Below are 24,671 nucleotides of genomic sequence, written 5' to 3' on the forward strand. Positions count from 1 at the left end.
AGGACGGTAGCCCGCACGCGGGCTACCAGCTTTTTTACTCGCTGACTGTCATTTCCGCGATGATCAGCTTGGCGTCCGAGCGCGGCTGCCATTCCATCCGCGTCGACATGCCATAGATGTCTTGCAGGTTGAAAAGCGGCACGGTGTAGTTCAGGTCGTGCGCGTGCTGCTGGATCTCGCCATACATCGCTTGGCGCTTTTCGACGTCGGTTTCGACGCGGGCGGCATCGATCATCGCGGCCATTTCGGCATCGGAATTCGACGCTGCGGCGCCGTCCATATGATAGATGAACGACATTTCGCGGTCGGCATCCAGCAGCTCGTTCGAGTTGGCGATGAAGATCGCGTCGGGGCGCGGGCCGCTGCCCATCAGGCTATCAAGGTAGACCGAGAATTCCTGAATATCCGTTGTCACGTTCAACCCGATCTCGGCCCAATAGGCGGCAACGGCCTCAATCTGCTCGCGGTCTTTCAGCCAGCGGCCGGATTCGCCGACGACGGTAATGGGAGCGCCTTCCATTCCGGCCTCGGCTAGTAGGGCGCGGGCGCGATCGGGGTCGTAGGGGTAGGAATCCAACGCGGTGTTGAAGCCGAATGCGGCGGGATTGATGTGCGAACCTTTGGCAATTTGCGCATAGCCCATGAACAGGCTGTCAACCATCGCCTGGCGGTCAATCGCCAGATTCAGCGCCTCGCGCACCAGCGGGTTGCCCGTCACCTCGTTATCCGTGCCGACCACGAAAACCGATGTTTCAAGGCCCGCGACGGCGGCAAACTTCGGCACGGCGCTGGTAAATTCCGGCATCAGGGCGGTGACGACATCAAACTCGCCCGCCATCAGCCCCGACAGGCGGGTGCCCGGCTCGGCCACAAAGCGGTAGGTGGCCTCGTCGATTTCGGGTGCGCCGCCCCAGTAGTCGGCGTTGGCGACCAAGACCAGATCGGTGCCGCGGCTCCAGCTTTGCAGCTTGTAGGGGCCGGTGCCGACAGCTTCGCTGGCGATATCGCCGGTGGCGGCATGGCCCGGCTCGATCATCTTCATCCAATACATCCGCGAGGGCAGAATCGGGTCGGGGCCGGTCGTGGTGATATTCACGGTCAGGTCATCGACCGCCTCGGCCCCCGCGATGGTGCCGAAATACGCCATCTGTTCGGAATTGTTGGCCGGATCAATAACCCGCGCGACCGATGCGACAACCGCGGCCGCATTGAACGGCGCGCCATTGTGGAAAGTGACGCCATCGCGCAGCTTGAACTGCCATGTCAGCGCATCCAGCTGTTCGGGCAGCGCGGCGGCAAGGCCGGGCACCAACTCGCCCTCGGGGGTGCGCGCCAGCAGGGCTTCGTAAATATTGTCGTTTACCATCCGCTCGCCACCGTCGTCACGCAGCTGCGGATCAAGTGTCGAGGGTTCCGATCCGATAGCGATGGCGATCGACTGCGCCCAAGCGCTGCTGCCGAGGGCCGTCGTCGACAGGAAGGCCGCAAGCCCGATACTGCGGGCAAAAGTCGTGAAGGTCATACATTTCCCCTGTTGAAAGGTCGGTGCGATTGTGTGCGGATTCAGTGCCGCCTTTTTTCACCGATTGTGTGTTTTGAAATGGAATGCGGGCATGGTTCTGGCTGCAGCCTAGAAGGGCCCCCGCCGCGGCGGGAGGCCCGTTATAGTGTATCTATCATGACTTAAACTCATGCAGGGCGGCCATTGCACGGGTCATGCCCTCGGCTTCGCGCAGCAGCCAATCGCGCACATCCAGCAGCGCCGCGCGGTGGCTTTTGGATTCGGGTGTGACGATCCAGTACGACTCGCCCGAGGCAACCGGCGGGCCGAATGGCGCGACCAAGCTGCCGTCGCGCAGCGCATCGGCCACGTAGTGCAGCGGTAGAACCGCAAGGCCCAGCCCGTCCTGCGCGGCGGCGATCAGCATCTGGCTTTGCGGCAGGCGCAGACCGGCAATGGCCCCCTGATGGGCCACGCCCGACATGCGTAACCACTGCAGCCACAGGCTGGGTCGACTGGCATTTTGCAGCGTGGGCAGATGCGCAAAGTCGATTTCGCCCGCTGGCGGGGCGAAGCGCGCGACGAATGCGGGGCTGGCGACAACGACCAGCTTTTCGGCAAAAAATTCGCGCGTGCGTGTGCCCTGCCAGCTACCAGATCCACGCATAATGGCTATGTCAGCCTCGATCGCGGCGGGGTCGACGTTTTGGGGCAGCGCCGCGATCTCCAGCGGGGTGGCAGGAAACGCGGCGCCAAAAGCCCGCAAGCGCGGCAGCAAAAACCGCAGCGCGAATGTGGGATGCGCGCCCAGCACCAGCCCTGTGTCGGCCTTGCGGCCCCGCACGGCATCGATCGACACCTCCTCAAGCCGGTCGAGGGTTTGGCGCACATCCGCTGCATATGATCGCCCGGCATCGGTCAACACCAGCCGGGACCCGGTGCGTTCAAACAAGCGCACGCCCAAGTAGTTTTCCAGATTGGTGATCTGCCGACTGATACCGCTTTGTGTCAGCATCAGGTCCTCAGCCGCGCGCGTAAAGCTAAGCTGCCGCGCCGCTGAATCGAAGGCCTGCAAGGCCGAAAGCGAGGGGAGGAATCGGCGCATGGGCAAGTCTCCTGATCGCTATGATCAAAAGTCATGGTCCAACCACTTTTCAAGGTTTCCGCCTTGGGCACTGGCGGCGCTAGGATTAGCCCCACAAGAACCGCTTAAATTCCGCCCTAATTTGCAGCCGTAAGATGTGAATTTAAGCATAAATGAAGTGAAGGCCCCTGATTTAGCCCGCAACGCCAAAATCAGGGATGCAGTCAAAAGGGGCAGTCATGCCACAGACAGCACATGTCGCGGTCATCGGGGCAGGTATCGTTGGTGCGGCAACGGCCCATGCCCTGCTGGACAAGGGGGTGCGCGTTACGTTGATCGACCCTGCGCGCGCTGGTGATGCGCAAGCGGCCAGCTATGGCAATGGCGCCTTCATCAGCCCCGCTTCGATCATCCCGATGTCGATGCCGGGGCTGTGGCGCAACGTGCCCCGTTACCTGCTGGACCCGATGGGCCCCTTGACCATTCGCTGGGCCAGCCTGCCTCGCCTATTGCCGTGGCTTGTCCGCTTTTTGGCCGCCGGCGCGACCGAGCAACGCGTGACCAAGACTGCGGCAACGCTTTGGGCGCTGCTGCATGACGGGCCCGCCCGCCACAGCGCGCTGGCCGCCCGCCACGGGCTATCCGACTATATCCGCACCGATGGGTTGCTCTACGCCTACCCCGACCGCGCGGCGTTCACGGCAGAATCGCTGGCGTGGCGGCTACGGCGCGCGAACGGCCTGCAGTGGCGCGAGGTCGAGGGCGACGCCCTGCGCGCGTTCGAGCCTGCGCTAAGCCCCCATTATGCCTTTGCCGCGGTGGTCGAGGAAGGCGCGCATTGCACCGACCCGGGTGCCTATGTCGCCGCGCTGGTCGCCGCAGCCGAGGGGCGCGGGGCACAATTTGTGCAGGCCCGCGCGACGGGGTTCGTGCGCGGCAGCGGTTTGCAAGCCGTTGAAACAACAGTTGGCCCTGTCGCATGCACACATGCCGTAATCGCAGCCGGCTACCAATCCGCCGCACTCGCCCGCCAGTTGGGGGATCGGATCCCGTTAGTGTCCGAACGCGGCTATCATGTCGAAGTGCCGCATGCGCGCGGTGGCCCGACCCGCCCCGTGATGCCGAGCGAAGGGAAGATGGCCAACACGCCGCTGACAGGGCGGCTGCGCGCGGCGGGACAAGTGGAAATCGCCGTGCCGACAGCCGCGCCCAACTGGAAGCGCGCCGATATCTTATTAAAAAATATGCAGATTGCCTACCCGCAGCTGCGTTTTGAGCCGACCGAAGTGACTCGCTGGCTGGGCCACCGCCCATCAACACCCGACGGGTTGCCGGTCATCGGGCCCGCGCGCGGCTGTGTGCAGGTCATCCACGCTTTCGGCCACGGCCACGTCGGGCTGGCCGCCGCCCCCGTTACCGCCGCGCAAGTCGCGGCGCTGATCACCGCGTCGCCGCTGCCACTGGCAGCGCAGCCGTTTTCCCCCACCCGCTTTCGCTAAAGGCCCCACCATGACCGACACCCAAGCCCTGATCCCCACGCGCGACAAGATCCGGATCCTGTTTGCGCATGGGGCTTATGACATGAAGCCGATCTTTGCGGGGATTTCGCCCGATATCGAAACGATGCAGGTCGCCACCTACGCCGACCTGCAAGACAAGCTGCCCGAGGCCGACGTGCTGGTCGTATCAGGACTGTGGAAGAACGACCTTTTGCCCCATGCAACGCGGCTGAAATACCTGCAATCGGTCAGCTCGGGGACGAACCAATACGATCTGGTGGCGTTTCAGGATCAAGGTATTTTGCTGGCCAGCGGGCAAGGCGTGAACAAGAACGCCGTATCCGACCATGCCATGGCATTGATGCTGGCGCTGACCCGCCGCATTGCCAGCGCGCGCGACAACCAGTCTGCCACCCACTGGCGCCCTGAACAGCGCAACCCTGCCGATCGCGAGGATGAAACCCCCGGCAAGACCATGGTCGTCGTCGGCACCGGCCATATTGGCGACCGCATTGCCAAGCTGGCCAAGGCGTTCGACATGCACGTGATTGGGGTGCGCCGCGACACCGCGAAGGGTGCAGGCGCTGCGGACGAGGTCTTCCCCTTCACCGCCCTGCGCGACATCGCCCCCCGCGCCGACGTGCTGGTGCTGTCCTGCCCCCTGACGGATGAGACGCGCGGCCTTGTCAGCGCCGACGTGTTGGCCGCGATGAAGCCGACCGCCCATCTGATCAACGTCGCGCGCGGCCCCGTGGTTGACGAGGACGCCCTGATCGCCGCGCTGCAAGCGGGCCGTTTGGCCGGCGCGGGGTTGGATGTCACCACGGTCGAGCCGCTGCCCGCTGACTCGCCCCTTTGGGCCATGCCGAACGTCGTTCTGACCCCGCATTCGGCGGGCGAGACGCAAGTTTACGAGCGGAACGTCCTGGAAATTCTGACGCGTAACCTCGAAACCCTGTGGGCGGGCAGCAGCGCGCTGCACAACCGCATCGTCTAAACGGGGGCTGCGATGACCGACACTTTCCGCCCCGCCGCCCGCCTCGAGGGGCTGGCCGTTTCCGAAATCCTGCGCATCGGCGCCCGTGCCAAGGCGCTGGCCGATGCGGGACACCCCGTGATCGTGCTGGGTGCGGGCGAGCCCGACTTCGACACGCCGCTGCATGTCAAAGCCGCAGGCGTCGCGGCCATCGAAGGGGGCGATACCAAATACACCGCCCTTGACGGCACCCCTGCGCTGAAAGCCGCCATCTGCGCCAAGCTGCAGCGCGAAAACGGCCTGACCTACACCCCCGCCGAGGTGACCGTGGCGGCAGGGGCCAAGCAGATCATCTATAATGCCATGATGGCCACGCTGGACGCCGGCGACGAGGTGATCATCCCCACCCCCTATTGGACAACCTATTCCGCAATCGTCAAAATCGCGGGCGGCGTTCCGGTGCTGATCCCCTGCGATGACAGCGTCGGGTTCAAGCTGCAACCCGCCGCGCTGGCAGCCGCCATCACGCCCAAAACGCGTTGGCTGATGTTGAATACCCCGTCGAACCCCACAGGCGCGGCCTATGACGCTGCCGAACTGCAGGCGCTGATCGATGTGCTGAAAACTGCCCCTCAGGTCTGGCTGATGACGGACGAGATCTATGAACACATTACATACGACGGGTTCAAATGCGTCTCGCCCGTCGCGGTCGATAGCGCCATCCGCCCGCGCTGCCTGATCGTCAACGGCGTGTCCAAGGCCTATGCCATGACAGGCTGGCGCATCGGCTATGGCGCAGGCCCTGCCGCGCTGATCAAGGCGATGGCGGTGGTGCAATCGCAGGCGACATCCAACCCCGCCTCGATGGCGCAGGCGGCTGCGGTCGCCGCCCTGAACGGCCCGCAGGACGAAGTTGCCGCCCGCGCGGCCAGCTTTGCGGCCCGCCGCGACCTGGTCGTCCAGCGCCTCAATGCGATTGATGGCATCACCTGCCGTCAGCCCGAAGGCGCGTTCTATGCCTTTGCCAGTTGCGCGGGCCTGATCGGCGCACGCACCCCCAGCGGTGACGTGCTGGCCAGCGATCGCGACTTTTGCAGCTGGCTGTTGGAGAGCAGCTATGTCGCGACGGTGCCGGGGGCGGCGTTCGGGCTGCAACCCTATTTCCGCATCTCGTACGCGACCGCCATGGCCGAGCTGGAGGAGGCGCTGGACCGCATTGCAGCCGCCTGCAGCACCCTGACACGGGCCTGACGCCCCGTGGCCGCGCGTTGGGCAAACGCCGTGCAACTGGCCATGCTGGCGTGCCTGCTGCTGGGCAGCTACCTGCGCAGCGATGCGCTGGTACTGCTGGCTGCGGGGCTGATGCTGGTGGATGTGACCGCCCACTACCCCCGTCTGCTGGGGCTGGCCCGGCTGTTTCTGCCCTTGGCGGCCTTGGCTGGCGCTGTCTTGATGGCGCTGCCGGACGGGCCGCAAGCCTTGGCGCGCGCGATGGCACAGGGTGTCGGCTTTGCCGCGCTGATGACCGTGATCGCACTACTGCGCCACCCCGTGCGCCGATCGCCCCGCGTTCAAGATGCGGCGGGCTATCTGACCAGCTTTACACCGCGCTTTCGGTATGGCGCGCTGAATGCGGGGGCGATGGGCTTGGCGCTGCTGTTCAACGTCGGCATCATCACCATGATCGGCGACCTGATGCGCCGCCCGGACGAGGCCCATGTCACCGACCCCACCCGCCGCGCGATGGTCGTCGCCGCGATGCGCGGGGCCGCGCTGGTGTCGATTTGGTCACCCCTCGGGATCGGGTTTGCCATCGTCATCGCGGGCATTCCGGCGCTGAACCCCACCGCATTTTTGGCTTTGGCGGCTGCGACGACAGTTGTGGCGCTGGCCATCACCGCCCGCTGGCCGCTGCTGCCGCCCGAGGCCACCATCGCCCACCTGCCCCAGCAACCCGGCACACGGTCACCACGCGCGCTGCTGCAGGTTCTGCTGATTTGCGCGCTGGTTCTGGCGCTGACACTGCTGCTACACCATTGGGCCGGCGTGAGCTTTACCATCGCGTCCATCACCGTGCTGCCCGCCTTTGCAGCCATTTGGCTGCTGGCCGAGGCCTCGCCGCCCAGCGACGGCACCCGCCTGCGCGCCTATCAAAAAGCGGTATCAGGTCTGGGCGATATGCGCAGCGAGGGCGCCATTTTCATGGCCGCCAACGTCATAGGCACCATGATCGCCGCATTGGTGGGGGCAGCGCATTTGGGGGCGGGAAGTTTTGGCGCAGGCGCGGGCACGCTGCCCGTGTTGTTGGGGCTATTGGTGCTCATCCCCCTCAGCGCGGCGCTGTATCTGCCCAATTCCATCGTTGTGGTGATCGCAGCGCAGATATTCGGCACCGGCCCCTTGGGGCAAGACCATCCGCTGGCGTTGGGGTTGGTGCTGGCCGTTGGCTGGGCCAGCGCGATCGCAGTCTCGCCCGTCAGTGCTATGAACCTGCTGTTGGCCCGCGCTTGCGGGGTCAGCGCGCCGCACGCCGCACGGCGCTGGAACCCTGGGTTCAGCAGTGTGCTGACCGTGATCGGCGCGGTTGTGGTCAGTTTTCTTGTCGGGGCGGGGTAGCGTGCTGCGGTCGGTAATCTGCATCTTGCGTCGACAAAAGCGCGCCATCGATGGCATCTGCTGCCGCAAGATCCACGACCAGCAGGGCGGGGCCATCGGCGGGGGCGCTGGCCATCACGCCAGCATCCGGCCCTGCGACCAACGAGCCACCGCCGAAGTGCAGCCCAGCGTCATCACCGCTGAAATTGGCATAGGCGATAATGGCGCGCGCCTCGTACGCGCGGGCGGGCACCAAGACGCGCTGGACGTGTTCGTAGCCCGCCGGATTGGCCGTCGGCACCAATATCACGCGGGCGCCGCGATCGCGCAGGGCGGCGGCGTGGGCGGCAAATTCGACGTCATAGCAAATCAGCAAGCCAAAGCGGCGCCCGTGCAGATCAAACGTCACGTAGCCGTCGTCGCTGGGGGTAAAGCTCGCGCGCTCCATCGCGCCGAACAGCTGGATTTTGCGGTAGTGGCCCAGCAATTTGCCATCGGGGCCGATGGCGGTGACGGCGTTGTAGACGGCCGTCCCCGCGCGCTCAGCCCAGCCTAGCGTGATGCCACACCCAGCAGCGGCCGCAATGCTTTGCAACTGGGCTATCCAAGGGCCACCCTGCGACTGCGCCAAGATGGCGTGCAGCGCGGGGTGGTTGTAGCCCGGCAGCATCAGCTCGGGCAGCAGTAACATCTGAGCACCCTGCCCTGCCGCATCGGCCAAAACGCGAGCGATCGTTGCAAAGGTCCCCGCAGTGTCACCATCTGTCGGCGCGGATTGGTAGACGCCCAGCTTCATTCCCACCCTCTTTTCTTTCACCATAGCATGACGGCGCAAACAGGCTATAGTCATGAAAACGCCAGATAAAGCAGCGATCATGTCACATATTACCGCATTCGGCCCCGACTTTCCCTTCGCCTATGACGATTGGCTGACCCATCCGGCGGGCCTTGGGCGGATCCCGGCGCAGGCTCACGGCAAGCGTGTCGCCATCATCGGCGCAGGGGCGGCAGGCATCACGGCGGGGTACGAGTTGATGCGCCTTGGGCTGCAGCCGATCATCTATGAATCCGGCCGCTTCGGGGGCCGCCTGCGGTCCGAGGTTTTCGAAGGCAGCGACGGCGTTATTGCTGAACTGGGCGGGATGCGTTTCCCCATCTCGTCGCGCGCGTTTTACCATTATGTAGCCGCGACTGGCAGCGAAACCGCCCCTTTCCCGAACCCGCTGACATCTGCCGCAGGGTCGACCGTCATCGACCTCGAGGGCGAGACCCTGTTCGCCCGCACGAAAGATGACCTGCCCCCCCTCTATGCCGATGTTGCGGCGGCCTACGCCAGCGCGCTCGAGGAAGGTGCCCAGTTTTCGGCGCTGCAAGACGCGATCCGCGCGCGGGACAGTGCAGCGGTGAAAGCCCTTTGGAATCCGTTGGTTGCTGCGTGGGACGAACGGACATTCTATGATTTCGTCACAACATCATCGGCTTTCAGCGCGCTTGATTTTCGCCATCGCGAGGTTTTCGGGCAGGTCGGCTTCGGCACCGGCGGGTGGGATTCCGACTTTCCCAATTCCATGCTCGAGATCCTGCGCGTGAACTTGACCGAGCTGGACGACAACCAGTTCTACATCAAAGGCGGCGTCGAAAACGTGCTGCACCGCCTGTGGCGCACGCCCGCCAACTGCGCCCATTGGGGCGCTGATATGACGTTGGAGCGTCTGAACAGCGGCGCGACCCGCAGCCGCGCCGTGGGCATTGCCCGCAGCGGCACGGGGTTCGCGGTGACCGACCAATGGGGCAACCGCGACGCGTATGACGCGGTGCTGGTGACGTGCCAAAGCCACTTGCTAACAACCTCGATCCAAGTGGACGAGGATATTTTCAGCCAAAAGCTGTGGATGGCGCTGGATCGCACCCGTTATATGCAGGCGGCCAAGACATTCGTCATGGTCGACCGCCCCTTCTGGCACGACATCAACCCAACCACCGGCCAGCCACTACTGTCGATGACGCTGACCGACCGTATCACGCGCGGCACCTATTTCTTTGACAACGGCCCTGACCAGCCCGCCGTGATTTGCTTATCCTATGCGTGGATGACCGATGCGCTGAAAGTGCTGCCCATCGGGGCCGAGGCGCGCGTGAAGCTGGCACTTGATGCGCTTGCCAAGATCTACCCCGGCGTCGATATTGCCAGCCACATCCGCGGCAACCCCGTTTGTGTCAGTTGGGAGGCGGACGAGAACTTCCTTGGCGCCTTTAAAGGCGCGTTGCCTGGCCATTACCGCTATAACTGCCGTATGTTCGGCCATTTCATGCAGGCCGATATGCCCCCCGCACAGCGCGGTATTTTCATGGCAGGCGACGGTGTCAGCTTTACCCCCGCGTGGGTCGAGGGGGCCGTGCAGACGGCCCTGAATGCGGTTTGGGGCATCATGACCCATTTCGGCGGGCAAAGCGCCCCCGAAAACCCGGGCCCCGGTGATCTTTACCCGCAGCTCGGCCCCGTCACATTGCCGGATTAATCGTCGTCATCGGGCTGGCCCAGTTTGCGTTTCAGCGGCGATAGCGCGAGCAGCACCGCCAGCACCAAAACGGTGGCCATGGCCGCCAGCCCGATCCGCCCGATGCCGCAGGCCAGCCCGATGGCCCCGGCCATCCACATGCCCGCGCCGGTTGTCAGCCCCTGCACGCGGCCCCCGCTGGTGATGATCGACCCCGCCGCCAAAAACGCCGCGCCCGACGTGATGGCGCTGATCAATCGCAGCGGGTCGCCCGATACGGCGGTCGCATCGCGCTGGACAACGTCGATCAACTCGAACGCGACCAAGGCGAACAGGCACGCGCCCACGGCAATGAGGATATGCGTGCGCAGGCCAGCGGGGCGGTTGTTCACCTCGCGCTCAAACCCGATCATCGCGCCAAGCGCCCCCGCAATCAGCAGCCGAAAAAAGCCACTTCGGGGCGCGTCGCGGTGAAGGATGTGGCGACATCGTCCCAAACGGCAGCAACCGTGTCGATCATGGCCCTCTCCGGTAATGCGTGGATATGATGGCAAATTCACAAGGTTTTGCAGCAAAAAAGGGCCGGGCTTGCGCCCGATCCCTTTCGTTACCGTGAACGGTAATTGCTAGGACAGAATTATTCCTGGCCCGGCAGATTTTTGCGGTCGCGCAGCAGGGCCACATCGTCGCCCGTCACGCTAAGGTCGGGGTTGCCGAAGCGCGCGAACACGTAATTCGCGACGGCGGCAATCTGTTCGTCGTTCATGTCAGCCGCATAGGCCGGCATGGCAACGGGGAAGCCGCGGTTGCTGTCGCGCGTCACACCATGCAAGATGACTTGCACAAGGTTGTTCGGCGTGTGGCCACCAATACGGCCGTTGCCAACCAGCGACGGGTAGAAGTGGTCAGCCGTGCCTTCGCCGTTGGGCATGTGACAGGTTGCGCAGGCCGCGACATAAAGCTCGGCCCCGTCGGTGGTCGACAGGTCGACCTTGGCTTCGGGGTTTGACTGGTCGATCGCCGGATCCAGCGAGATGACCGAAGCCGGTTGCGCGGTCGTAAAGCTGAACGCAGGCTGCTTTACATCCGGATCGGACACAGGGTCAGTCGACTTCAGATAGGTCGCCAGCGCGGTCAATTCGTCATCGGTCATGCGACGCGTGACGCTGCCCACAACACCAGCCATCGACCCAGCTGCTTGCCCTTTGGCGGTGCTGCCATCGCGCAGGTATTCGACCAGCTCTTCAATGGTCCAACCGCCGATACCGGCAATCGGGTCCGAGGAGATGTTCGGCACGTACCAGCCGCCAAAGAATTGGCCGCCCAGTGTTTCGGTGTGGCAGCCCGTGCAGTTGTGGGTTTCAACCAAGGCGCGGCCGGCATCCAAAACCGACGCGTCGGTCGTTTGGGCCATGACAGGCGCAGCCAAAACGGTCCCAGCGGCAAAAGCGATCAGAACACGATTTTTCATGATCAAATCTCCTTCGCGATGATTTGGGCCGAACGGATCGCCAGCGCGACAGCCGTCAGCGTCGGGTTGATCAGACCCGATGCAGGGATCACGCCTGTGGTCGCAAGGAACAGGTTTTCGTGGTCCCAAGTGCGGCATTCGTGGTTCACAACCGAATTATCCGCACTGTCGCCCATGATGACGGTGCCCATGATGTGGTCGCGGTTCTGGAAGCCGGTGTCATCGTCATAGACGGTGCCGCCCATAACCTCGACGAACTTGGCATAGTCGGCTTTCACGACCGGAACAGCGGCCTTCACATAATCATCCACGTCGTAGTGGATCGTGAGGGTCGGAATCCCCAGCGCATCGACGCGCGTCGGGTGCGGCTGCAACCGGTTTTCGGGGTGCGGCAGCATTTCGAACACGGTCGACACATCGACAAATCGGGCCGACAGGTGGCGGATCTGCTCGTCCAGTTCAGATCCGACGACGCCCTGCTTCAGCAGGTATTCGGTCACGACCTTGTTGGGCACGTTGTTCGACAGCGAGTGTTTGATCGCGGCGTGATCCTTTCGGAAGTCGCCATCGCGCCAGTTAAAGATACCGCCTTGCTGTACGGGGCCACGACCCGGCCACAGGGCTTCGTCTGCAAAGAATTGCAGGCCCATACCGGTGTGGTCCATCAGGTTCCGGCCGACTTGGTCCGACGAATTGGCGACATCCGACATCATCAGCAGCTTGGGCGTCTCGTAGCCGTTCGCTGCGACGATGAAGTATTTGGCCGTCAGACGGTGGCTTTCACCATCGGGCGACTTGTAGTGGACGGCCACAATCTTGTCGCCCTCGCCCGTTTCCAACTTGTAGGCGACGGCCTCGGTCAGGATTTGTGCGCCTTCATCCTCGGCTTTCTCGGCTGTCATATTGCCCGAATACATTGCGCCAATCGGGCACACAGGCATGCAGTTGTTGTTACCGGTACAGGCCGGACGGCCCTGCAAGCTGATCGTCGGACGGGCGTTCGGCTCGTGGATGAAGTGGTAGCCCTCGGGGGACAGGCGCTCTTTCAAACGTTTGAAGTAATACGTCTCGGCCTCGGGCGGTGCGGGATAAGGGGTTGAACGCGGCGGATATTGCATATCCCGACCGTGACCATTCTGGTCTTCGCTATCGGAACCGGCGACGCGCAGCTCTTCCTCGGCCAAGCCGTAGAAGGGCTCAAGCTCGTCGTATTCCATAGGCCAGTCGCGCCCGACACCATAGAGAGTGTTGATCTTCATGTCTTCGGGCGTGTAGCGCCAAGTGGCTGCCGCCCAGTGCCAGGTGGTGCCGCCCAGCAGGCGCAGCATGCCGGGCATAAGATCGAATGATCCGGTTTGTTCCAGATAGCCTTCGGTGAACGAATTGATCGCCCACGGCAGGTTTGGATAGGGGTCGTTGTGGTTGCCCTTGCGGGGCGAGGCGCGGAAGTTTTCCAGGATTTTCCAACGCGGCAGGCGGGGGCCTGCCTCCATCAAAATAACGGAAATACCTTCTTTGGCCAGTTCGTAGGCGGCGTTGCTTCCCACCGCGCCCGAACCGATGACGATCACGTCGGCATCAAAATCAGCCATGTTGCTTGCCTTCGCTAGCTGAAAATCTGTGGTGAGCCGATCAGTCGTTGGCGACTGTTGCAGGGGGTTCGGCCCAATAGTTCGGCGCGCCGCGCGAATAGGTGGGAATGACCGTCGCATCGATGGTCGATTCGTACATCAGCGCACTGCGGTAGGTGACAAAGCGGGCCGTATCATCAAACCCGTGCCCGTCTTGCGTTCCGGTATAGCCCAAATACCACGCCGAGATGATCTTCATCGCCGTATCACGCAGGTCTTCGTGCTTGGCGATGAAATCGTTGAAGCTATCCATATCGCTAAAGTTTTCAGCGGTGACAGCATCCATCAGCGCTTGGGCCTTTGTCGCAAAACCGTCGTCCTCGCCGCTGAGGGCATCAAGCGCGCGGGCGGCGATTTCGGGGTCCAGCTGCGGGCGCATCGTCAGCACCTGCGATAGGGTGACGAAGTTCGTCGCAGTCACGCCTTGGGCGAAAACCGCCGTACCTGATAGCGATGCCGTCAGCGCGATGGCCGAGGCGACCACAGCGCCGCGTAGCAGCCCCCGTCGCGACAGCCGCGTGTCAATTCTAAAGGATTTCATGTCCATTTTCTTCTGGCTCGTTTTACTGGCTCAAAGCGGGATTACGCGGATGTTAGCATGAGTTACGCAGCGTCACCAATGAAATTGTCGCCCTGCACCCACATCCCGTGAAATCCGGTCAAGGTCGCATTCGGGCGACAAATCAATCGGCCGCATATAGCCCACTGCGACCTCACTAGCGGGTTTAGCGCGGAGCCATCATTCCCGATTTTGACAGCTTTTCGTCAAAATCGGGGTTTTTACGGGACGATCACGGAAGGTTTTCCCGGCAATACAGCCGCAATTCGGGGGCCTGCACCTGCCCCCCTGCCCAGCATTCGCCCGACAGCGCCCGAACCATCTCGGACAGCGCCCACGCCGCTTGCGCCGCCGCGTCTTGGTCCAAGACAAAGTCCAGAACGCCCGCGCGCAACAAGTCGCAATGCAGCGGTAGCCGTTCATGCGTGATCCAAACAGGCCGCGCGGGGCCCATCGCGGCAATCAACGGCGCCAGTTCGGCCGATACGTTTCCGGTTACATAAAGCCCCGCGATTCGCTCGCCTGTGGCGAGTAATTTGCGGATGGCCCCTTCGGCTGCGCCGGGGTTTTCTTCATCCACGTGTTGCACTGTCAGGCTGCCATCGTCGCCGAAAGCCTTTTGAAACCCACTGACACGTTCGAAATGTTCAAGGCGGCGGTTGTTGCACTGCAAGATGACAACGCGACCACCGCCAGGTGTTAAGCGGCGCATCAGATAGCCGATCGTGCGCCCCGCCATGGCGTGATCAATCCCGCTATAGGGGTGATCGGGCAGGTTCAGCACGTTGTTGGTCAACGTGATCAACTGCTCGCCACGCGCCATAATCTCGCGCAGCGCGGGGGCGATTTCGTCGGCGGCATCGGGGGCGATGATAAGGCCGCCCCGCTGGAAGCCGGGCGCAATCACCGCTTCGCGTAAGGCCTTCAGGTCGTTTTGCGCCACGCGTTGGCGGTGCAAAATCATCCACCGCGGCAACGCATGCGAAAACCCGATGAAAGCGTCGTCTAACAGTTGCCAGTGCTGGCTGCGACTGCGCGGCAAGATGATTCCCACGTGCTGCACGCGGTGCCATGCCTCGGGTAAAGCGCGGTTGATCCCTAGTGCACGCGCCGCCGTCAGCACCTTCTCGCGCGTCTTTTCCGACACTGACCCGCGTTCGTTCAAAACGCGGTCCACACTGCTCAGGCTGACACCGCTAGCGGCTGCGATGGCTTCGAAAGTGGTACGTTCTTTGGTGCGACGCGGCATCGGTATGCTCGTGGGATATAATGATATTCCGGCTGGTTATTCTGGCGGTCGCGCGAAGACCAGCGGGGTGCACCAAAGTGTGAAACGGTGACCACAGGGCATTTTCAGCGCAGCCCGCGCCAGCGTAAGACTGCAGCGGGTGATGCTTTTTCAGTCAGGCGTCGCGGTGAATGGTCGCGCTTTGGTACGTGATAGCTTGCCTAAGCTGCCGCGCCGTGGCTTTCTACGGCACCGTAGTCGGCTGCGCGCCGCCCAATCACAGATCCTGCAATGTCGCCGCTTCCCCGTCCCTCCGTTTCCCGCTTTGCCGATTGCGACAGCGATCAGGTGCGCCGTGTCGATTGGGTGCTTGACGCGCTGGATGCGCAGATCGCCCCGATCGACGGGGTGGAATTTCGCGCCCCCGACCATGCGCGCGGGCGTGTGCTGGCGCGTGCAATCGCGGCCCTGCGCCACCACCCGATTGCCGATAACGCCGCCGTTGACGGCTATGCGTTGGGCGGGCCGCCGACAGAGTCATCCTATACCATCCGCCCGGGTTCGATCGCTGCGGGCGATCACCCTACCCATCCGGTGGGCGCCGGGTTGGCCTTGCGCATAATGACCGGCGCGACTCTACCCCCCGACACATACGCCGTCGTGCCGGACGAGGTTTGCAGCAGAGCGGGACCTGCCCTGCATATTGCCCGCCCGCCACGCGCCGGCGAAAACATGCGCCTACAGGGCGAGGACATCCGCCAAGGCGCCCCGCTGCTGCCCGCCGGTCGCCGCCTGCGGGCGACCGATTTGGCGTTGCTGGCTGCGGCGGGCTGGGGTCACGCCCCGCTACCCTTGCGCCCAAAGCTGCGGGTCGCACTAGCCTCGACCGGACGCGAATTGGCCGCGACCGCCGACCGCCGCGTGATTGACAGCAACCGCCCGATGCTGCGCGCCCTACTTGAGCAGCAGGGCTACGACGTGGTCGATCTGGGGCTACTGCCCGACGATGAAGGCAGCTTGCGCGCTGCGCTGGATGCGGCGGCAAGCCAAGCGGATGCGATTGTGACCAGCGGCGGCGCATCGCGCGGCGATCACGACGTGGTCGCACGCTTGCTGCTGCGCGACAGCCCCGTGCTGAACTGGCGCGTGGCGATGAAACCGGGCCGCCCGCTAATGCTGACCCATTGGAAAGGGCTGCCGGTTTTCGGCCTGCCCGGCAATCCGGTTGCGGCCTATACTTGTGCGATCATCTTTGCCCTGCCCGCGCTGGCAAAACGCGCTGGCGGCGCGTTCACTCGTCCGACCGCCTATACGCTGCCTGCAGCTTTCTCGCACAGCAAACCTGCCGGACGGCGCGAATACCTGCGCGCGCGCCTACGCCCCGATGGCGCGCTGGACGTGTTCAAACCGCACGGATCGAACCGAATCAGCGGCCTCGCCTATGCCGACGGTTTGATAGACCTGCCCGAAGATGTCACCACCGTCGCCCCCGGCGATAGCCTGCGCTACATCCCGCTCGCGCCATGGGACTATTAGACGCGTAAACTGCGTCACCGTGGCACGCCGCGCGTGGCCCCTTGCCGGACAGCCTTCGATATGTCTATTCATACACATCGAATCCCGCAGCGGAGGCCCCATGCGTCTTGGTTACATCCCCCTCGAGGACGAGGCTGGTTTGCGCAGTGCCATCGCGCAATTGGGGTCCGATATCGCGATCGTCGGCGCGCTGAGCGCACCGGACACCCCAGCCGCAGGGCAGCGCCCGCGCATCGTCATCACGCTGCTGCCCACCGGCGATACGCGGGTGATCAGCGCCGACCTCGGGCCGGGTTCCACAGGGTGTCGGCTGGATGTCGCCGCGCTCGATTCCGCCATCATGGAAGTCGAGTCCGCAATGTCCGCCCTGCCCGATGGCACCGGCCTGCTGGTCGTCAACAAATTCGGCAAACAAGAGGCCGCTGGCCTTGGCTTTGTGCCGACCATCGCCAACGCGCTAGCGCGCGATATTCCTGTGCTGGTGGCCGTCGCGCCCGATTGGCAAGCGGCATTCGACGCTTTCGCCGATGGCAGCGCCGCCCGCCTGCAGGCCGATACGGTCAGCCTGCGCGCGTGGATGGGGTAAGCTATGTCGTACGACCCCCTTCAGGACGATCTGCGCCCGCACGAAGAAATCACCACGCCCCCTGCCACGTTTGACGCGCAGCTGTGGTTTATCGGGCGTATCCACTCGCCCTTTGCGACCCGGGCCGACTGCCCCAAACGCGGCGACCCCGACAATGGGCCGCTGTTTCGCATCGAAGTTTTCGCCCCTTGGGCGCCTGCCCTTGCGGGCGTTGCCGGAAAAGACTGGCTGCAAATCCTGTATTGGATGCACCTGTCGCGCCGCGATGCCGTGCGCCAGAACCCCAGTTTTGGCGACCAATCCATCGGCACTTTTGCTATCCGCTCGCCGCTGCGGCCAAACCCGATTGCATCGTCGCGCGTGCGGCTGATCGGGGTCGAGGGGCCGATTTTAACGGTGCGGGGCCTAGATTGCGTCGACGGCACCCCCCTTGTCGACATCAAACCCAAATTCGGAGTCCTGCCATGATCCCCCGCCTGACCCTTACGTTTGCGACTCTCGCCGTCGCCACCTTGGCCCCGCTGGCCGCCACGGCGCAAACCCGCGCGATCATCGATGCGACGGGCCGCACCGTAGACATCCCCACCGCCCCCGAGGCTGTCTTTGCCGCCGGCCCGCCCGCCGCCGTGCTGCTGTACGCACTGAAGCCCGATGCAATGGTCGGCTGGGTCAACCCCGTGAAAGAGGGCGACCGCCCCTACCTGCTGCCCGCAACGCATGACCTACCCACCCTTGGCCGCCTGACCGGCCGCGGCGATACCCTGAATCTGGAAACGCTGCTGGGGTCGGGCGCGCAGATGATTGTCGATTATGGCACCGTGAACCCCACCTATGCCGATCTGGCCACCCGCGTGCAGGACCAAGCGAACCTGCCCTATGTGTTGATCGAAGGATCGTTCGCCAATATGTCCGCCGCCATCACCCAAATGGCCGATGTGCTGAACGTCCCCGAACGTGGCGCAGCCCTGGCGGAATACACCGACGCGACGCTGGCGGGCCTTGACACCCTGCTGGCCAGCGTGCCGCAGGCCGACCGTCCGCGCGTTTATCTTGCCCGTGGCCCCGAAGGGTTGGAAACCGCTGGGCCCGCCTCGCTCAACGGCGAGATCATCGCCCGCGTGGGCGGGGTGAACGTGGCCGATGTGGAGGGCAGCGGCCTTGCCACCGTCAGCGCCGAACAGTTGCAAGCCTGGGCGCCCGACGTGATCATCACCGTCGACGCCGATTTCGCCGCCAATGTCGCCGACATGCCCGAATGGCAGGGTATTCCGGCGGTTGAAAACGGGCGCGTCTATCTGGCCCCGAACAAACCGTTTGGCTTCATCGACAGCCCGCCCTCGATCAACCGTCTGGCGGGTGTGATCTGGCTGGAACACAAGCTCTACCCCGATGCGTTGGCCAGCGACCTGACCGGTGACATCCGCGGCTTCTACAGCTTGTTCTATGGTGTGACGCCCGATGACGCGGCGATGGCCGCCCTTCTGGGTGAGTGATCGGGACACATTTATTGCTCTGGTCACGGGCCTTGTTGCGGTGGTGCTGATCGCCATCGCGACAGGGCCTTTCGCGCTGCCGGTTCACCGTATTCTGGCGCTGCTGCTGTGGGACCGCGCGGGCGGGCAACAGGCGACAGTGCTGTTCAACATTCGCCTGCCGCGCGTCTTGGCAGCCGCCTTAGTCGGGGCGGCCCTAGCGGGCGCCGGCGCGGCCTACCAAAGCGCCTTTCGCAACCCACTGGTATCACCCGATATTTTGGGCGTCTCGGCCGGAACCGGGTTTGGCGCGTCGGTGGGTATTTTGCTGGGCCTGCCGGTCATGGCGCTGCAACTGCTGGGCTTCGGGGCGGGGCTGGTGACAGTCGGGTTGGTTCTCGGCCTGACCGCAGCCCTGCGCGGCGCGGGCCAAGTGCTAACCATGGTCTTGTGTGGGATGGCCATCGGCGCGTTGGCGGGGGCAGGCACATCCATGGTCAAGCTGCTGGCCGACCCCGACAACCAGTTGCCCGCCATCACATTTTGGCTGATGGGATCGCTAGCGGGGGCAAAACGCACCGATGTGCTGGCCGCCCTGCCCGCCATCGCGGTCGGCTTGGCCCCGCTATTGCTGCTGCGCTGGCGCATCGGGCTGCTGTCGCTGGGCGATGACGATGCCCGCGCCCTTGGCATCCAAGCCACGCGCCTGCGCGCGCTGGTGATCGCTTGCGCCACGCTGGTCACCGCCGCTGCCGTGGCGCTTGCTGGCGTTGTCGGTTGGGTTGGCCTGATGGTGCCGCATATGGCGCGGATGCTGGTCGGCCCCCGCTTTGACCGCCTGCTGCCCGCCAGTTTGCTGCTGGGCGCGGCGTTTATGGTGCTGGTTGATACCGCCGCGCGCAGCATCGCTGTGATGGAGGTTCCGCTCGGCATCCTCACCGCCGTTATCGGCGCGCCCGTTTTCGTCTGGCTTCTCGCGCGCGGGGCAAAACCATGGAGCGATTAGCCCCCCTTTCCGCGCGCGATCTGACCATCGGGCACGGCACGCGTGTATTAGCGCAACAGATAAATTTCGCTTTGCAAGCGCATGAGATTATGGCGCTTCTAGGCCCAAACGGCGTTGGAAAAACAACGCTGATGCGCACCTTGCTGGGGCTAACGCCCGCCTTGGCCGGGGCAGTCTATGTGCAAGGCGAGGACCTGTCGACGCTGCCGCGCCGCAGCGTTGCCCGCCACCTGGCCCATGTTCCGCAGCAGCTTTCGACTGCCTTCGCCTATAGCGCGCTGGATATTGTGCTGATGGGCGCCTCTAGCCGGTTGGGACCGTTTGACCGCCCCGGCAAAGCCGATATCGCCGCAGCCGAGACCGCCCTTGATCGCCTCGGGATTATGGACTTGGCCGCGCAGCCCGTGACGCGGCTTTCGGGCGGGCAGCGGCAGTTAGTGCTGATCGCGCGGGCGCTGACGCAAGGGGCCCGCTGCATCTTGATGGACGAGCCGACCGCCAGCCTTGATATTGCAAACCGCCGCGCGGTCGACGCGGCGATCCGGTCCCTTGCGGCGCAGGGCACAGCGGTGCTGCTGTCCAGCCACGATCCCGACCAAGCCGTCGCGCTGGCCGACCACGTGCTGCTGCTGGGGCGCGACGGCGTGATTGCGCAAGGGGCGACCGACGAAACCCTCACCGCCGCAGCGCTTTCCGACCTTTACGGCACGCAGCTGCAAACGGGCACACGGCCCGACGGCAACCGGTATTTCTATTAGCGCGCGTGCTGGCTGCGGCCCTATCCCTTGCTTGCCACGCCGCGCTGACCTAGGCTGATAGTGGACAATTAAACCGAAAGTCGCGCTATGTCTGATCCGCTTGTCACCCCCGCATGGTTGGCCGAACATCTGGCCGATGTCGTTGTGCTGGACGCGACCTACCTCATGCCCGCCGACGCCGACGCTGCCAAGCAGGCGTATCTGGACAGCCACCTGCCCGGCGCGCAGTTCTTTCCCATTGATGACATCGCCGACAAGACCAGCGACCTGCCGCATATGATGCCCGATGCCGCGACCTTCGGCGCGGCAATGGCGGCCCTTGGCATTGACGGACAAAAGCCGGTGGTGGTCTATGACCGCAGCCCGAACCATTTTTCTGCCCCGCGCGTCTGGTTCACCCTGACCGCTTACGGCGTGCCGGATGTCTTTGTGCTGGACGGCGGCCTGCTGGCGTGGACGGCACAGAATCTGCCGCTAGAATCGGGTGACGTAACCGCCGCAACCGTCGCCGCGCGCGACTGGGTGCTGGGTTCGGGCCGCGTTTTGTCTGGCCCCCAAATGGCCGATGTCGTGGCGGCGGGTACCCGCGCGATCATCGACGCACGCGGCGCCGCACGTTTCAAGGGCGAGGTCGCCGAGCCGCGCCCCGGCCTGCAATCGGGGCACATGCCCGGGGCCACGAACGTGCCGTTTGATACACTGACCGCGCCCGACGGCCGTTTTGCTTCGGCAAAAACGCTGGATGCGCTATTGGCAGGTAAGGCTGGCGATGACACTGTCCTCAGCTGCGGGTCGGGGATGACGGCGGCGACGCTGGCATTAGGTCTGGCGCGCATCGGCAAGCAAGGCAGCGTCTATGACGGGTCGTGGACCGAATGGGGACGCGGCACGCTGGGGCCGATCACCAAAGGCGACTAACGCGCACCAATGCACAAATATCCGCAGGGGGTCGCCATTCGGCGGCCCCTTTTGCGTTGCGCGCGTGGTGTGCGGTGCGCGCTTTTCAAGCCCGCTTCCCGCTAAATAGACATGAACGTGATTGCTCGGGCCTGCACAGATACTGTGCACTTGCGCCAGTTTAACTTTCACAGCTGCAAGTCCAAATACGGCTCACACAAGGCGAAAAGCTGCATCACAGACGATGCACCCCGCCCTACAACACACCCCGAGGACCCTATCCCGGGACATCAAGGAACGACTAAAATGAAAAACCTGTTTGCTATTGCTACCGTCGCTGCCATTGCCGCCACTGCTGGTTCGACCGCTTTTGCCGCCCAAGACTACGGCTACATCCGCATCAACAACGAAAAGATCGAAGCCGGTAAGCCGCTGACGATCAACCTCGTCAACACCTCGGCCCCTGCTACGCTGGACCTGTACTCGGCCGGTGGCAAGCTAATCTCGAGCCGTGACCTGAACGCCGGCATCACCACGGACGTACGTTACCAAAGCACCCAACTGCCGGCAACTGGCCTGACCGCCGTGCTGAAAATCAACGATCAAGTGGTCGACACCAAGACCATCTCGCTGAAATAACATCAATCGCCGGTGCGCCAAACGGCCCGGCCCCGAAAGGGGCAGGGCCGTTTTCGTATCTACCCCCAACGACAAAGGCCCCGAGGTTTCCCCCGGGGCCTTGTTATTTGCGCAGGTGCTGATCAGAACACGCGTGCGATCGCACTCCAGACCTGATTGACGGCCAGTGCGGCAAAGGCCAGCGTACACAGCAGCAGCAGGATGTTGGTAATCGGGCCGTTACGCCATTCGCGCGGCACGCGGTCTGTGTTCAAAATCCACAGCAGCGTGACCGACATGAATGGCATAAACAGTGCACCCAGCACGCCGTAAGCCAAGATCAAGTATACCGGCTGGCCCAAGAACAGCATGATCATCGGCGGGAACGTCAGCCACAGGATGTAGGCTTTATAGGCCTTGCCCTTGGACGAACGCTCGATATGGCCATGGGGCAGATTGCGGATTTGGCCTGCAAAATCCGCGAACATCAGGCTGACGCCGTTCCAAACCCCGATCAGCGACGAGAAAGCCGCAGCCCAGAAGCCGAACAGGAACAGTTTACCCATGAACGGGCCGTAGCGATCAGCCAGCACATTGGCCAGATCGACCATGCCCTGATCGCCGCCACCAATCGCGATATTGGCCGAATACAGCAGTTCGGCCCCGACGATCAGCGTTGCGACCACGAAAATGCCGGTCATGATGTAGGCCACTTGGTTGTCGATACGCATGACGCGCATGAACTTGGGCGTGTCCCAGCCCTTTTCGTGCAGCCAGTAACCATATGCCGCCAGCGTGATCGTGCCGCCCACGCCACCTGCGACCGACAAGATATTGATCATCGAGCCTTCGGGAATCGTCGGCACCAGACCACCCAGAACCTCGCCAAGGTTGGGCAAGGTAAAAGCTGCGGCGATGATCATTGTGACGAACATCAGCAGCACAAAGAAGGTTAGAATTTTCTCAAAGCGGTCGTAACGACCGCTCCAGACCATGACCAGGCCCAGAATACCAGAAATGATCCCCCACACGGCCACGCTCAGTTGCGGGAACAGCGAATATAAGGCAAGGCCCGTGCCCGCCATCGCCGCCGCCCCGTAAACGAAGCCCCAGATCACGATATACGGCCCGAAATAGACCGAGGTCCACTTCCCGAGGCTGGCCCAGCCTTCGAAAATGGTATTGCCGGTGGCCAGCGTGTAACGGCCTGCTCCCTCGACCAGAACCACCTTCATGATACAGCCGATAATGACCGACCAAAGCAGCGCGTAGCCATACAGGCTACCTGCCACAGTGGTGGCGATCAAATCCGCAGCGCCCACGCCGGTTGCCGCAACCACAAGGCCCGGGCCGACAATGCTCCACTTCGGTGTATCTGTTGATTTTTGGCTCATGCGTCTCCTCCACTCAGTCGCTTGGGGCGACACTAGCGAAATGTGCAGGAAAACAGAAGCAAAACAGTATACGTAGGGATACATTCGTGGCGTTGAACCCTTTTGGGCGCCTTTAAAGCATCAAAGGGCGCCCAAAGCGCCCTTTGATATGGTTTACCGTGCCCTTGGGGCCTTACTTCCAGCTGCGGAAGTCGGCCGCGGTGCAGCCGTGCGGTGCGGGCAGCTTGCCAAAGCGCTGCTCCATCTGGGCGCAGCCCCAGCTGTTTAGGCTGTCCGGCAAGATCGCGTTGATTTCCATACCGATGGGGTCGTACCGGTTGGCACTTTGCGTCACATAGTAGAGCCAGTAACCACCCGCCGCGATCAGAATGACCAGAAGCATGATGAAGAACCCGACAATACCGCGACGCCAATGCAGCTTGCGCGGTGCGGCGGCGGTGGGTGCGACGGCCGGGTCGGGCTTCGGAAGCGCCTGCAGGATGTCGGCACGTTCGGCGTCGGTCAGCGAAATACGCCGCAACCCCACGTCCATAAAGCCGGGCAGCGGGCTGGCCGGGTGGCGCACACCGACGCCTACATCGTTATTTTTCGCATCCGATATAACGAACGGCTCTTCGCCAGCAGCGAATACCGTCGTTCCCAGCGGTCCGGTTTTACCGTTCGGCAGCACTTCGTTATACGACATCACCGTGCGGCCACCCCGATTTTGAACCACCCCCAGCTTGAGCGGCACAAGCGTCAGACGCGCGGGCGTCACGCTCAGGCGTCCCGCGCGGCGGGACCGCAGCGCGTTACGCAGGCCGACGACCACACCCAGTAGCAAGATCGTCAGAAACCCGCCCAGAAACAGCGTGCGGTTCCACAGCTTTTCAAGGCCCAAGGTCAGAGTCGCCAGTGCCGGGTTCGTGCGGTTGACCACCACATCAACCTGGTAATCGCCACGGTGGAGGTCAACGAAAGCCAGCTCGATATGCTGCGCATAGGGGTTGCCCTTGGCACCATATCTGACATCGGCGCTGCAATCGACAAACACGGCCTGCCGCACGCGACATTGCCCGTTGTTGACCTGCGCATCATTGATAACAACGGGATCGAGGCTGATAATCCAGTCACGCACCAGCCCCGGCCCCTGAATATAAGCCAGAAAGCCGAACAGCGCGGTGAAAACGATCAGTGCGAAAGCAAAGCCGCGCGGTGGAATGATGGTGCCTTCGCGGATCGACAGATCCCGCGACGGCAGCTTGAAGGGGGCAAAAGCCATATTAAACCTACTGCATAGTGACGGCTTTGCCCATTTTCACGGCAGCGTGATCTGTTCCAGCACGACGGTGAAGTGATGCCGCCCTCGGTCATTTTCCGCCG

General features: G+C 63.3%; 23 protein-coding genes. 13 read left to right on the plus strand and 10 right to left on the minus strand.

The window, feature by feature from the left end:
• Window positions 1-34 precede the first annotated feature (34 nt).
• Both BVG79_RS12700 and BVG79_RS12705 read right to left on the minus strand, forming a co-directional pair.
• On the minus strand, window positions 35-1,522 hold the full coding sequence (locus tag BVG79_RS12700) for an ABC transporter substrate-binding protein (RefSeq protein WP_085787489.1): 1,488 nt from the start codon (window positions 1,520-1,522) through the stop codon (window positions 35-37).
• A gap of 154 nt (window positions 1,523-1,676) precedes the next feature.
• The gene (locus BVG79_RS12705; protein WP_085787490.1) at window positions 1,677-2,606 is read right to left on the minus strand and encodes a LysR substrate-binding domain-containing protein; all 930 of its coding nucleotides are present in this window, start codon (window positions 2,604-2,606) and stop codon (window positions 1,677-1,679) included.
• Window positions 2,607-2,824: 218 nt separating this feature from the next.
• On the opposite strand from BVG79_RS12705, the gene BVG79_RS12710 reads away from it, so the two are divergent.
• From BVG79_RS12710 to BVG79_RS12725, 4 genes are read left to right on the plus strand one after another with little or no spacing between them, the layout of a single operon-like run.
• Window positions 2,825-4,084 carry an NAD(P)/FAD-dependent oxidoreductase gene (locus BVG79_RS12710; protein ID WP_085787491.1) on the plus strand — a complete coding sequence of 420 codons (1,260 nt, stop codon included), beginning with the start codon at window positions 2,825-2,827 and terminating at the stop codon, window positions 4,082-4,084.
• Window positions 4,085-4,094: 10 nt separating this feature from the next.
• Window positions 4,095-5,081, plus strand: coding sequence for a D-2-hydroxyacid dehydrogenase (locus tag BVG79_RS12715; protein ID WP_085787492.1), 987 nt, complete (start codon window positions 4,095-4,097; stop codon window positions 5,079-5,081).
• A 12-nt stretch (window positions 5,082-5,093) separates the two neighbouring features.
• Window positions 5,094-6,311, plus strand: a complete 1,218-nt coding sequence (locus BVG79_RS12720) for a pyridoxal phosphate-dependent aminotransferase (RefSeq protein ID WP_085787493.1) — start codon at window positions 5,094-5,096, stop codon at window positions 6,309-6,311.
• Window positions 6,312-6,317: 6 nt separating this feature from the next.
• Window positions 6,318-7,676, plus strand: a complete 1,359-nt coding sequence (locus tag BVG79_RS12725; RefSeq protein WP_085787494.1) for a hypothetical protein — start codon at window positions 6,318-6,320, stop codon at window positions 7,674-7,676.
• Here the strand turns inward: BVG79_RS12725 and BVG79_RS12730 are convergent.
• Entirely contained in the window at window positions 7,651-8,451 is an 801-nt protein-coding gene (locus BVG79_RS12730) for a nitrilase-related carbon-nitrogen hydrolase (protein WP_085787495.1), read from the minus strand. The genes BVG79_RS12725 and BVG79_RS12730 overlap by 26 nt on opposite strands.
• A gap of 79 nt (window positions 8,452-8,530) precedes the next feature.
• Here BVG79_RS12730 and BVG79_RS12735 point away from each other — a divergent pair, with 79 nt between their 5' ends.
• Window positions 8,531-10,174, plus strand: coding sequence for a flavin monoamine oxidase family protein (locus BVG79_RS12735; RefSeq protein ID WP_085787583.1), 1,644 nt, complete (start codon window positions 8,531-8,533; stop codon window positions 10,172-10,174).
• Here BVG79_RS12735 and BVG79_RS12740 read toward each other — a convergent pair.
• The 5 genes from BVG79_RS12740 to BVG79_RS12760 form a co-directional block, all read right to left on the minus strand.
• Window positions 10,171-10,566 (minus strand): MgtC/SapB family protein, encoded by a 396-nt coding sequence (locus BVG79_RS12740; protein ID WP_085787496.1) that lies wholly within the window; start codon window positions 10,564-10,566, stop codon window positions 10,171-10,173. The genes BVG79_RS12735 and BVG79_RS12740 overlap by 4 nt on opposite strands.
• Before the next feature lie 224 nt (window positions 10,567-10,790).
• A complete protein-coding gene (locus tag BVG79_RS12745) occupies window positions 10,791-11,624 on the minus strand; it encodes a c-type cytochrome (protein ID WP_085787497.1) in 834 nt (277 codons plus the stop codon).
• A 2-nt stretch (window positions 11,625-11,626) separates the two neighbouring features.
• Window positions 11,627-13,216 (minus strand): GMC family oxidoreductase, encoded by a 1,590-nt coding sequence (locus tag BVG79_RS12750; protein ID WP_085787498.1) that lies wholly within the window; start codon window positions 13,214-13,216, stop codon window positions 11,627-11,629.
• A 40-nt stretch (window positions 13,217-13,256) separates the two neighbouring features.
• Entirely contained in the window at window positions 13,257-13,796 is a 540-nt protein-coding gene (locus tag BVG79_RS12755) for a sugar dehydrogenase complex small subunit (protein WP_236951473.1), read from the minus strand.
• A 250-nt stretch (window positions 13,797-14,046) separates the two neighbouring features.
• Window positions 14,047-15,063 carry a LacI family DNA-binding transcriptional regulator gene (locus BVG79_RS12760; protein ID WP_085787500.1) on the minus strand — a complete coding sequence of 339 codons (1,017 nt, stop codon included), beginning with the start codon at window positions 15,061-15,063 and terminating at the stop codon, window positions 14,047-14,049.
• Between the two features lie 270 nt (window positions 15,064-15,333).
• Here BVG79_RS12760 and BVG79_RS12765 point away from each other — a divergent pair, with 270 nt between their 5' ends.
• The 8 genes from BVG79_RS12765 (at window position 15,334) to BVG79_RS12800 (ending at window position 21,936) form a co-directional block, all read left to right on the plus strand.
• On the plus strand, window positions 15,334-16,578 hold the full coding sequence (locus BVG79_RS12765) for a molybdopterin molybdotransferase MoeA (RefSeq protein WP_085787501.1): 1,245 nt from the start codon (window positions 15,334-15,336) through the stop codon (window positions 16,576-16,578).
• Window positions 16,579-16,678: 100 nt separating this feature from the next.
• Window positions 16,679-17,164, plus strand: coding sequence for a DUF2478 domain-containing protein (locus BVG79_RS12770; protein WP_198167937.1), 486 nt, complete (start codon window positions 16,679-16,681; stop codon window positions 17,162-17,164).
• 3 nt (window positions 17,165-17,167) lie between these two features.
• Window positions 17,168-17,632 (plus strand): SAM-dependent methyltransferase, encoded by a 465-nt coding sequence (locus BVG79_RS12775; protein ID WP_085787502.1) that lies wholly within the window; start codon window positions 17,168-17,170, stop codon window positions 17,630-17,632.
• Window positions 17,629-18,657 carry an ABC transporter substrate-binding protein gene (locus tag BVG79_RS12780; RefSeq protein ID WP_085787503.1) on the plus strand — a complete coding sequence of 343 codons (1,029 nt, stop codon included), beginning with the start codon at window positions 17,629-17,631 and terminating at the stop codon, window positions 18,655-18,657. The genes BVG79_RS12775 and BVG79_RS12780 overlap by 4 nt, the downstream gene beginning before the upstream one ends.
• On the plus strand, window positions 18,650-19,642 hold the full coding sequence (locus tag BVG79_RS12785) for a FecCD family ABC transporter permease (RefSeq protein WP_236951474.1): 993 nt from the start codon (window positions 18,650-18,652) through the stop codon (window positions 19,640-19,642). Before BVG79_RS12780 ends, BVG79_RS12785 begins: the two co-directional genes overlap by 8 nt.
• Window positions 19,630-20,400: an ABC transporter ATP-binding protein gene (locus BVG79_RS12790; protein WP_085787505.1), complete on the plus strand. Its 771-nt coding sequence runs from the start codon at window positions 19,630-19,632 to the stop codon at window positions 20,398-20,400. Before BVG79_RS12785 ends, BVG79_RS12790 begins: the two co-directional genes overlap by 13 nt.
• 87 nt (window positions 20,401-20,487) lie before the next feature.
• Window positions 20,488-21,318, plus strand: a complete 831-nt coding sequence (locus tag BVG79_RS12795) for a sulfurtransferase (RefSeq protein ID WP_085787506.1) — start codon at window positions 20,488-20,490, stop codon at window positions 21,316-21,318.
• A 285-nt stretch (window positions 21,319-21,603) separates the two neighbouring features.
• On the plus strand, window positions 21,604-21,936 hold the full coding sequence (locus BVG79_RS12800; protein ID WP_085787507.1) for a hypothetical protein: 333 nt from the start codon (window positions 21,604-21,606) through the stop codon (window positions 21,934-21,936).
• Between the two features lie 122 nt (window positions 21,937-22,058).
• Here BVG79_RS12800 and BVG79_RS12805 read toward each other — a convergent pair whose 3' ends face one another.
• Together BVG79_RS12805 and BVG79_RS12810 are read right to left on the minus strand one after the other, a co-directional pair.
• Complete coding sequence (locus BVG79_RS12805) at window positions 22,059-23,309, minus strand: Nramp family divalent metal transporter (RefSeq protein ID WP_085787508.1); 1,251 nt, start codon at window positions 23,307-23,309, stop codon at window positions 22,059-22,061.
• A 172-nt stretch (window positions 23,310-23,481) separates the two neighbouring features.
• Window positions 23,482-24,570 (minus strand): hypothetical protein, encoded by a 1,089-nt coding sequence (locus BVG79_RS12810; protein WP_085787509.1) that lies wholly within the window; start codon window positions 24,568-24,570, stop codon window positions 23,482-23,484.
• Window positions 24,571-24,671: the final 101 nt, after the last annotated feature.

It is taken from the genome of Ketogulonicigenium robustum (genome assembly GCF_002117445.1).
Classification (GTDB): Bacteria; Pseudomonadota; Alphaproteobacteria; order Rhodobacterales; family Rhodobacteraceae; genus Ketogulonicigenium; species Ketogulonicigenium robustum.

Bases quoted from the DNA above. Each gene is read 5' to 3' on its own strand.
- BVG79_RS12700 (WP_085787489.1), bottom strand. From the start codon at position 1,522: ATGACCTTCACGACTTTTGCCCGCAGTATCGGGCTTGCGGCCTTCCTG.
- BVG79_RS12705 (WP_085787490.1), bottom strand. From the start codon at position 2,606: ATGCGCCGATTCCTCCCCTCGCTTTCGGCCTTGCAGGCCTTCGATTCA.
- BVG79_RS12710 (WP_085787491.1), top strand. From the start codon at position 2,825: ATGCCACAGACAGCACATGTCGCGGTCATCGGGGCAGGTATCGTTGGT.
- BVG79_RS12715 (WP_085787492.1), top strand. From the start codon at position 4,095: ATGACCGACACCCAAGCCCTGATCCCCACGCGCGACAAGATCCGGATC.
- BVG79_RS12720 (WP_085787493.1), top strand. From the start codon at position 5,094: ATGACCGACACTTTCCGCCCCGCCGCCCGCCTCGAGGGGCTGGCCGTT.
- BVG79_RS12730 (WP_085787495.1), bottom strand. From the start codon at position 8,451: ATGAAGCTGGGCGTCTACCAATCCGCGCCGACAGATGGTGACACTGCG.
- BVG79_RS12735 (WP_085787583.1), top strand. From the start codon at position 8,531: ATGTCACATATTACCGCATTCGGCCCCGACTTTCCCTTCGCCTATGAC.
- BVG79_RS12740 (WP_085787496.1), bottom strand. From the start codon at position 10,566: ATGATCGGGTTTGAGCGCGAGGTGAACAACCGCCCCGCTGGCCTGCGC.
- BVG79_RS12745 (WP_085787497.1), bottom strand. From the start codon at position 11,624: ATGAAAAATCGTGTTCTGATCGCTTTTGCCGCTGGGACCGTTTTGGCT.
- BVG79_RS12750 (WP_085787498.1), bottom strand. From the start codon at position 13,216: ATGGCTGATTTTGATGCCGACGTGATCGTCATCGGTTCGGGCGCGGTG.
- BVG79_RS12755 (WP_236951473.1), bottom strand. From the start codon at position 13,796: ATGAAATCCTTTAGAATTGACACGCGGCTGTCGCGACGGGGGCTGCTA.
- BVG79_RS12760 (WP_085787500.1), bottom strand. From the start codon at position 15,063: ATGCCGCGTCGCACCAAAGAACGTACCACTTTCGAAGCCATCGCAGCC.
- BVG79_RS12765 (WP_085787501.1), top strand. From the start codon at position 15,334: ATGTCGCCGCTTCCCCGTCCCTCCGTTTCCCGCTTTGCCGATTGCGAC.
- BVG79_RS12770 (WP_198167937.1), top strand. From the start codon at position 16,679: ATGCGTCTTGGTTACATCCCCCTCGAGGACGAGGCTGGTTTGCGCAGT.
- BVG79_RS12775 (WP_085787502.1), top strand. From the start codon at position 17,168: ATGTCGTACGACCCCCTTCAGGACGATCTGCGCCCGCACGAAGAAATC.
- BVG79_RS12780 (WP_085787503.1), top strand. From the start codon at position 17,629: ATGATCCCCCGCCTGACCCTTACGTTTGCGACTCTCGCCGTCGCCACC.
- BVG79_RS12790 (WP_085787505.1), top strand. From the start codon at position 19,630: ATGGAGCGATTAGCCCCCCTTTCCGCGCGCGATCTGACCATCGGGCAC.
- BVG79_RS12795 (WP_085787506.1), top strand. From the start codon at position 20,488: ATGTCTGATCCGCTTGTCACCCCCGCATGGTTGGCCGAACATCTGGCC.
- BVG79_RS12800 (WP_085787507.1), top strand. From the start codon at position 21,604: ATGAAAAACCTGTTTGCTATTGCTACCGTCGCTGCCATTGCCGCCACT.
- BVG79_RS12805 (WP_085787508.1), bottom strand. From the start codon at position 23,309: ATGAGCCAAAAATCAACAGATACACCGAAGTGGAGCATTGTCGGCCCG.
- BVG79_RS12810 (WP_085787509.1), bottom strand. From the start codon at position 24,570: ATGGCTTTTGCCCCCTTCAAGCTGCCGTCGCGGGATCTGTCGATCCGC.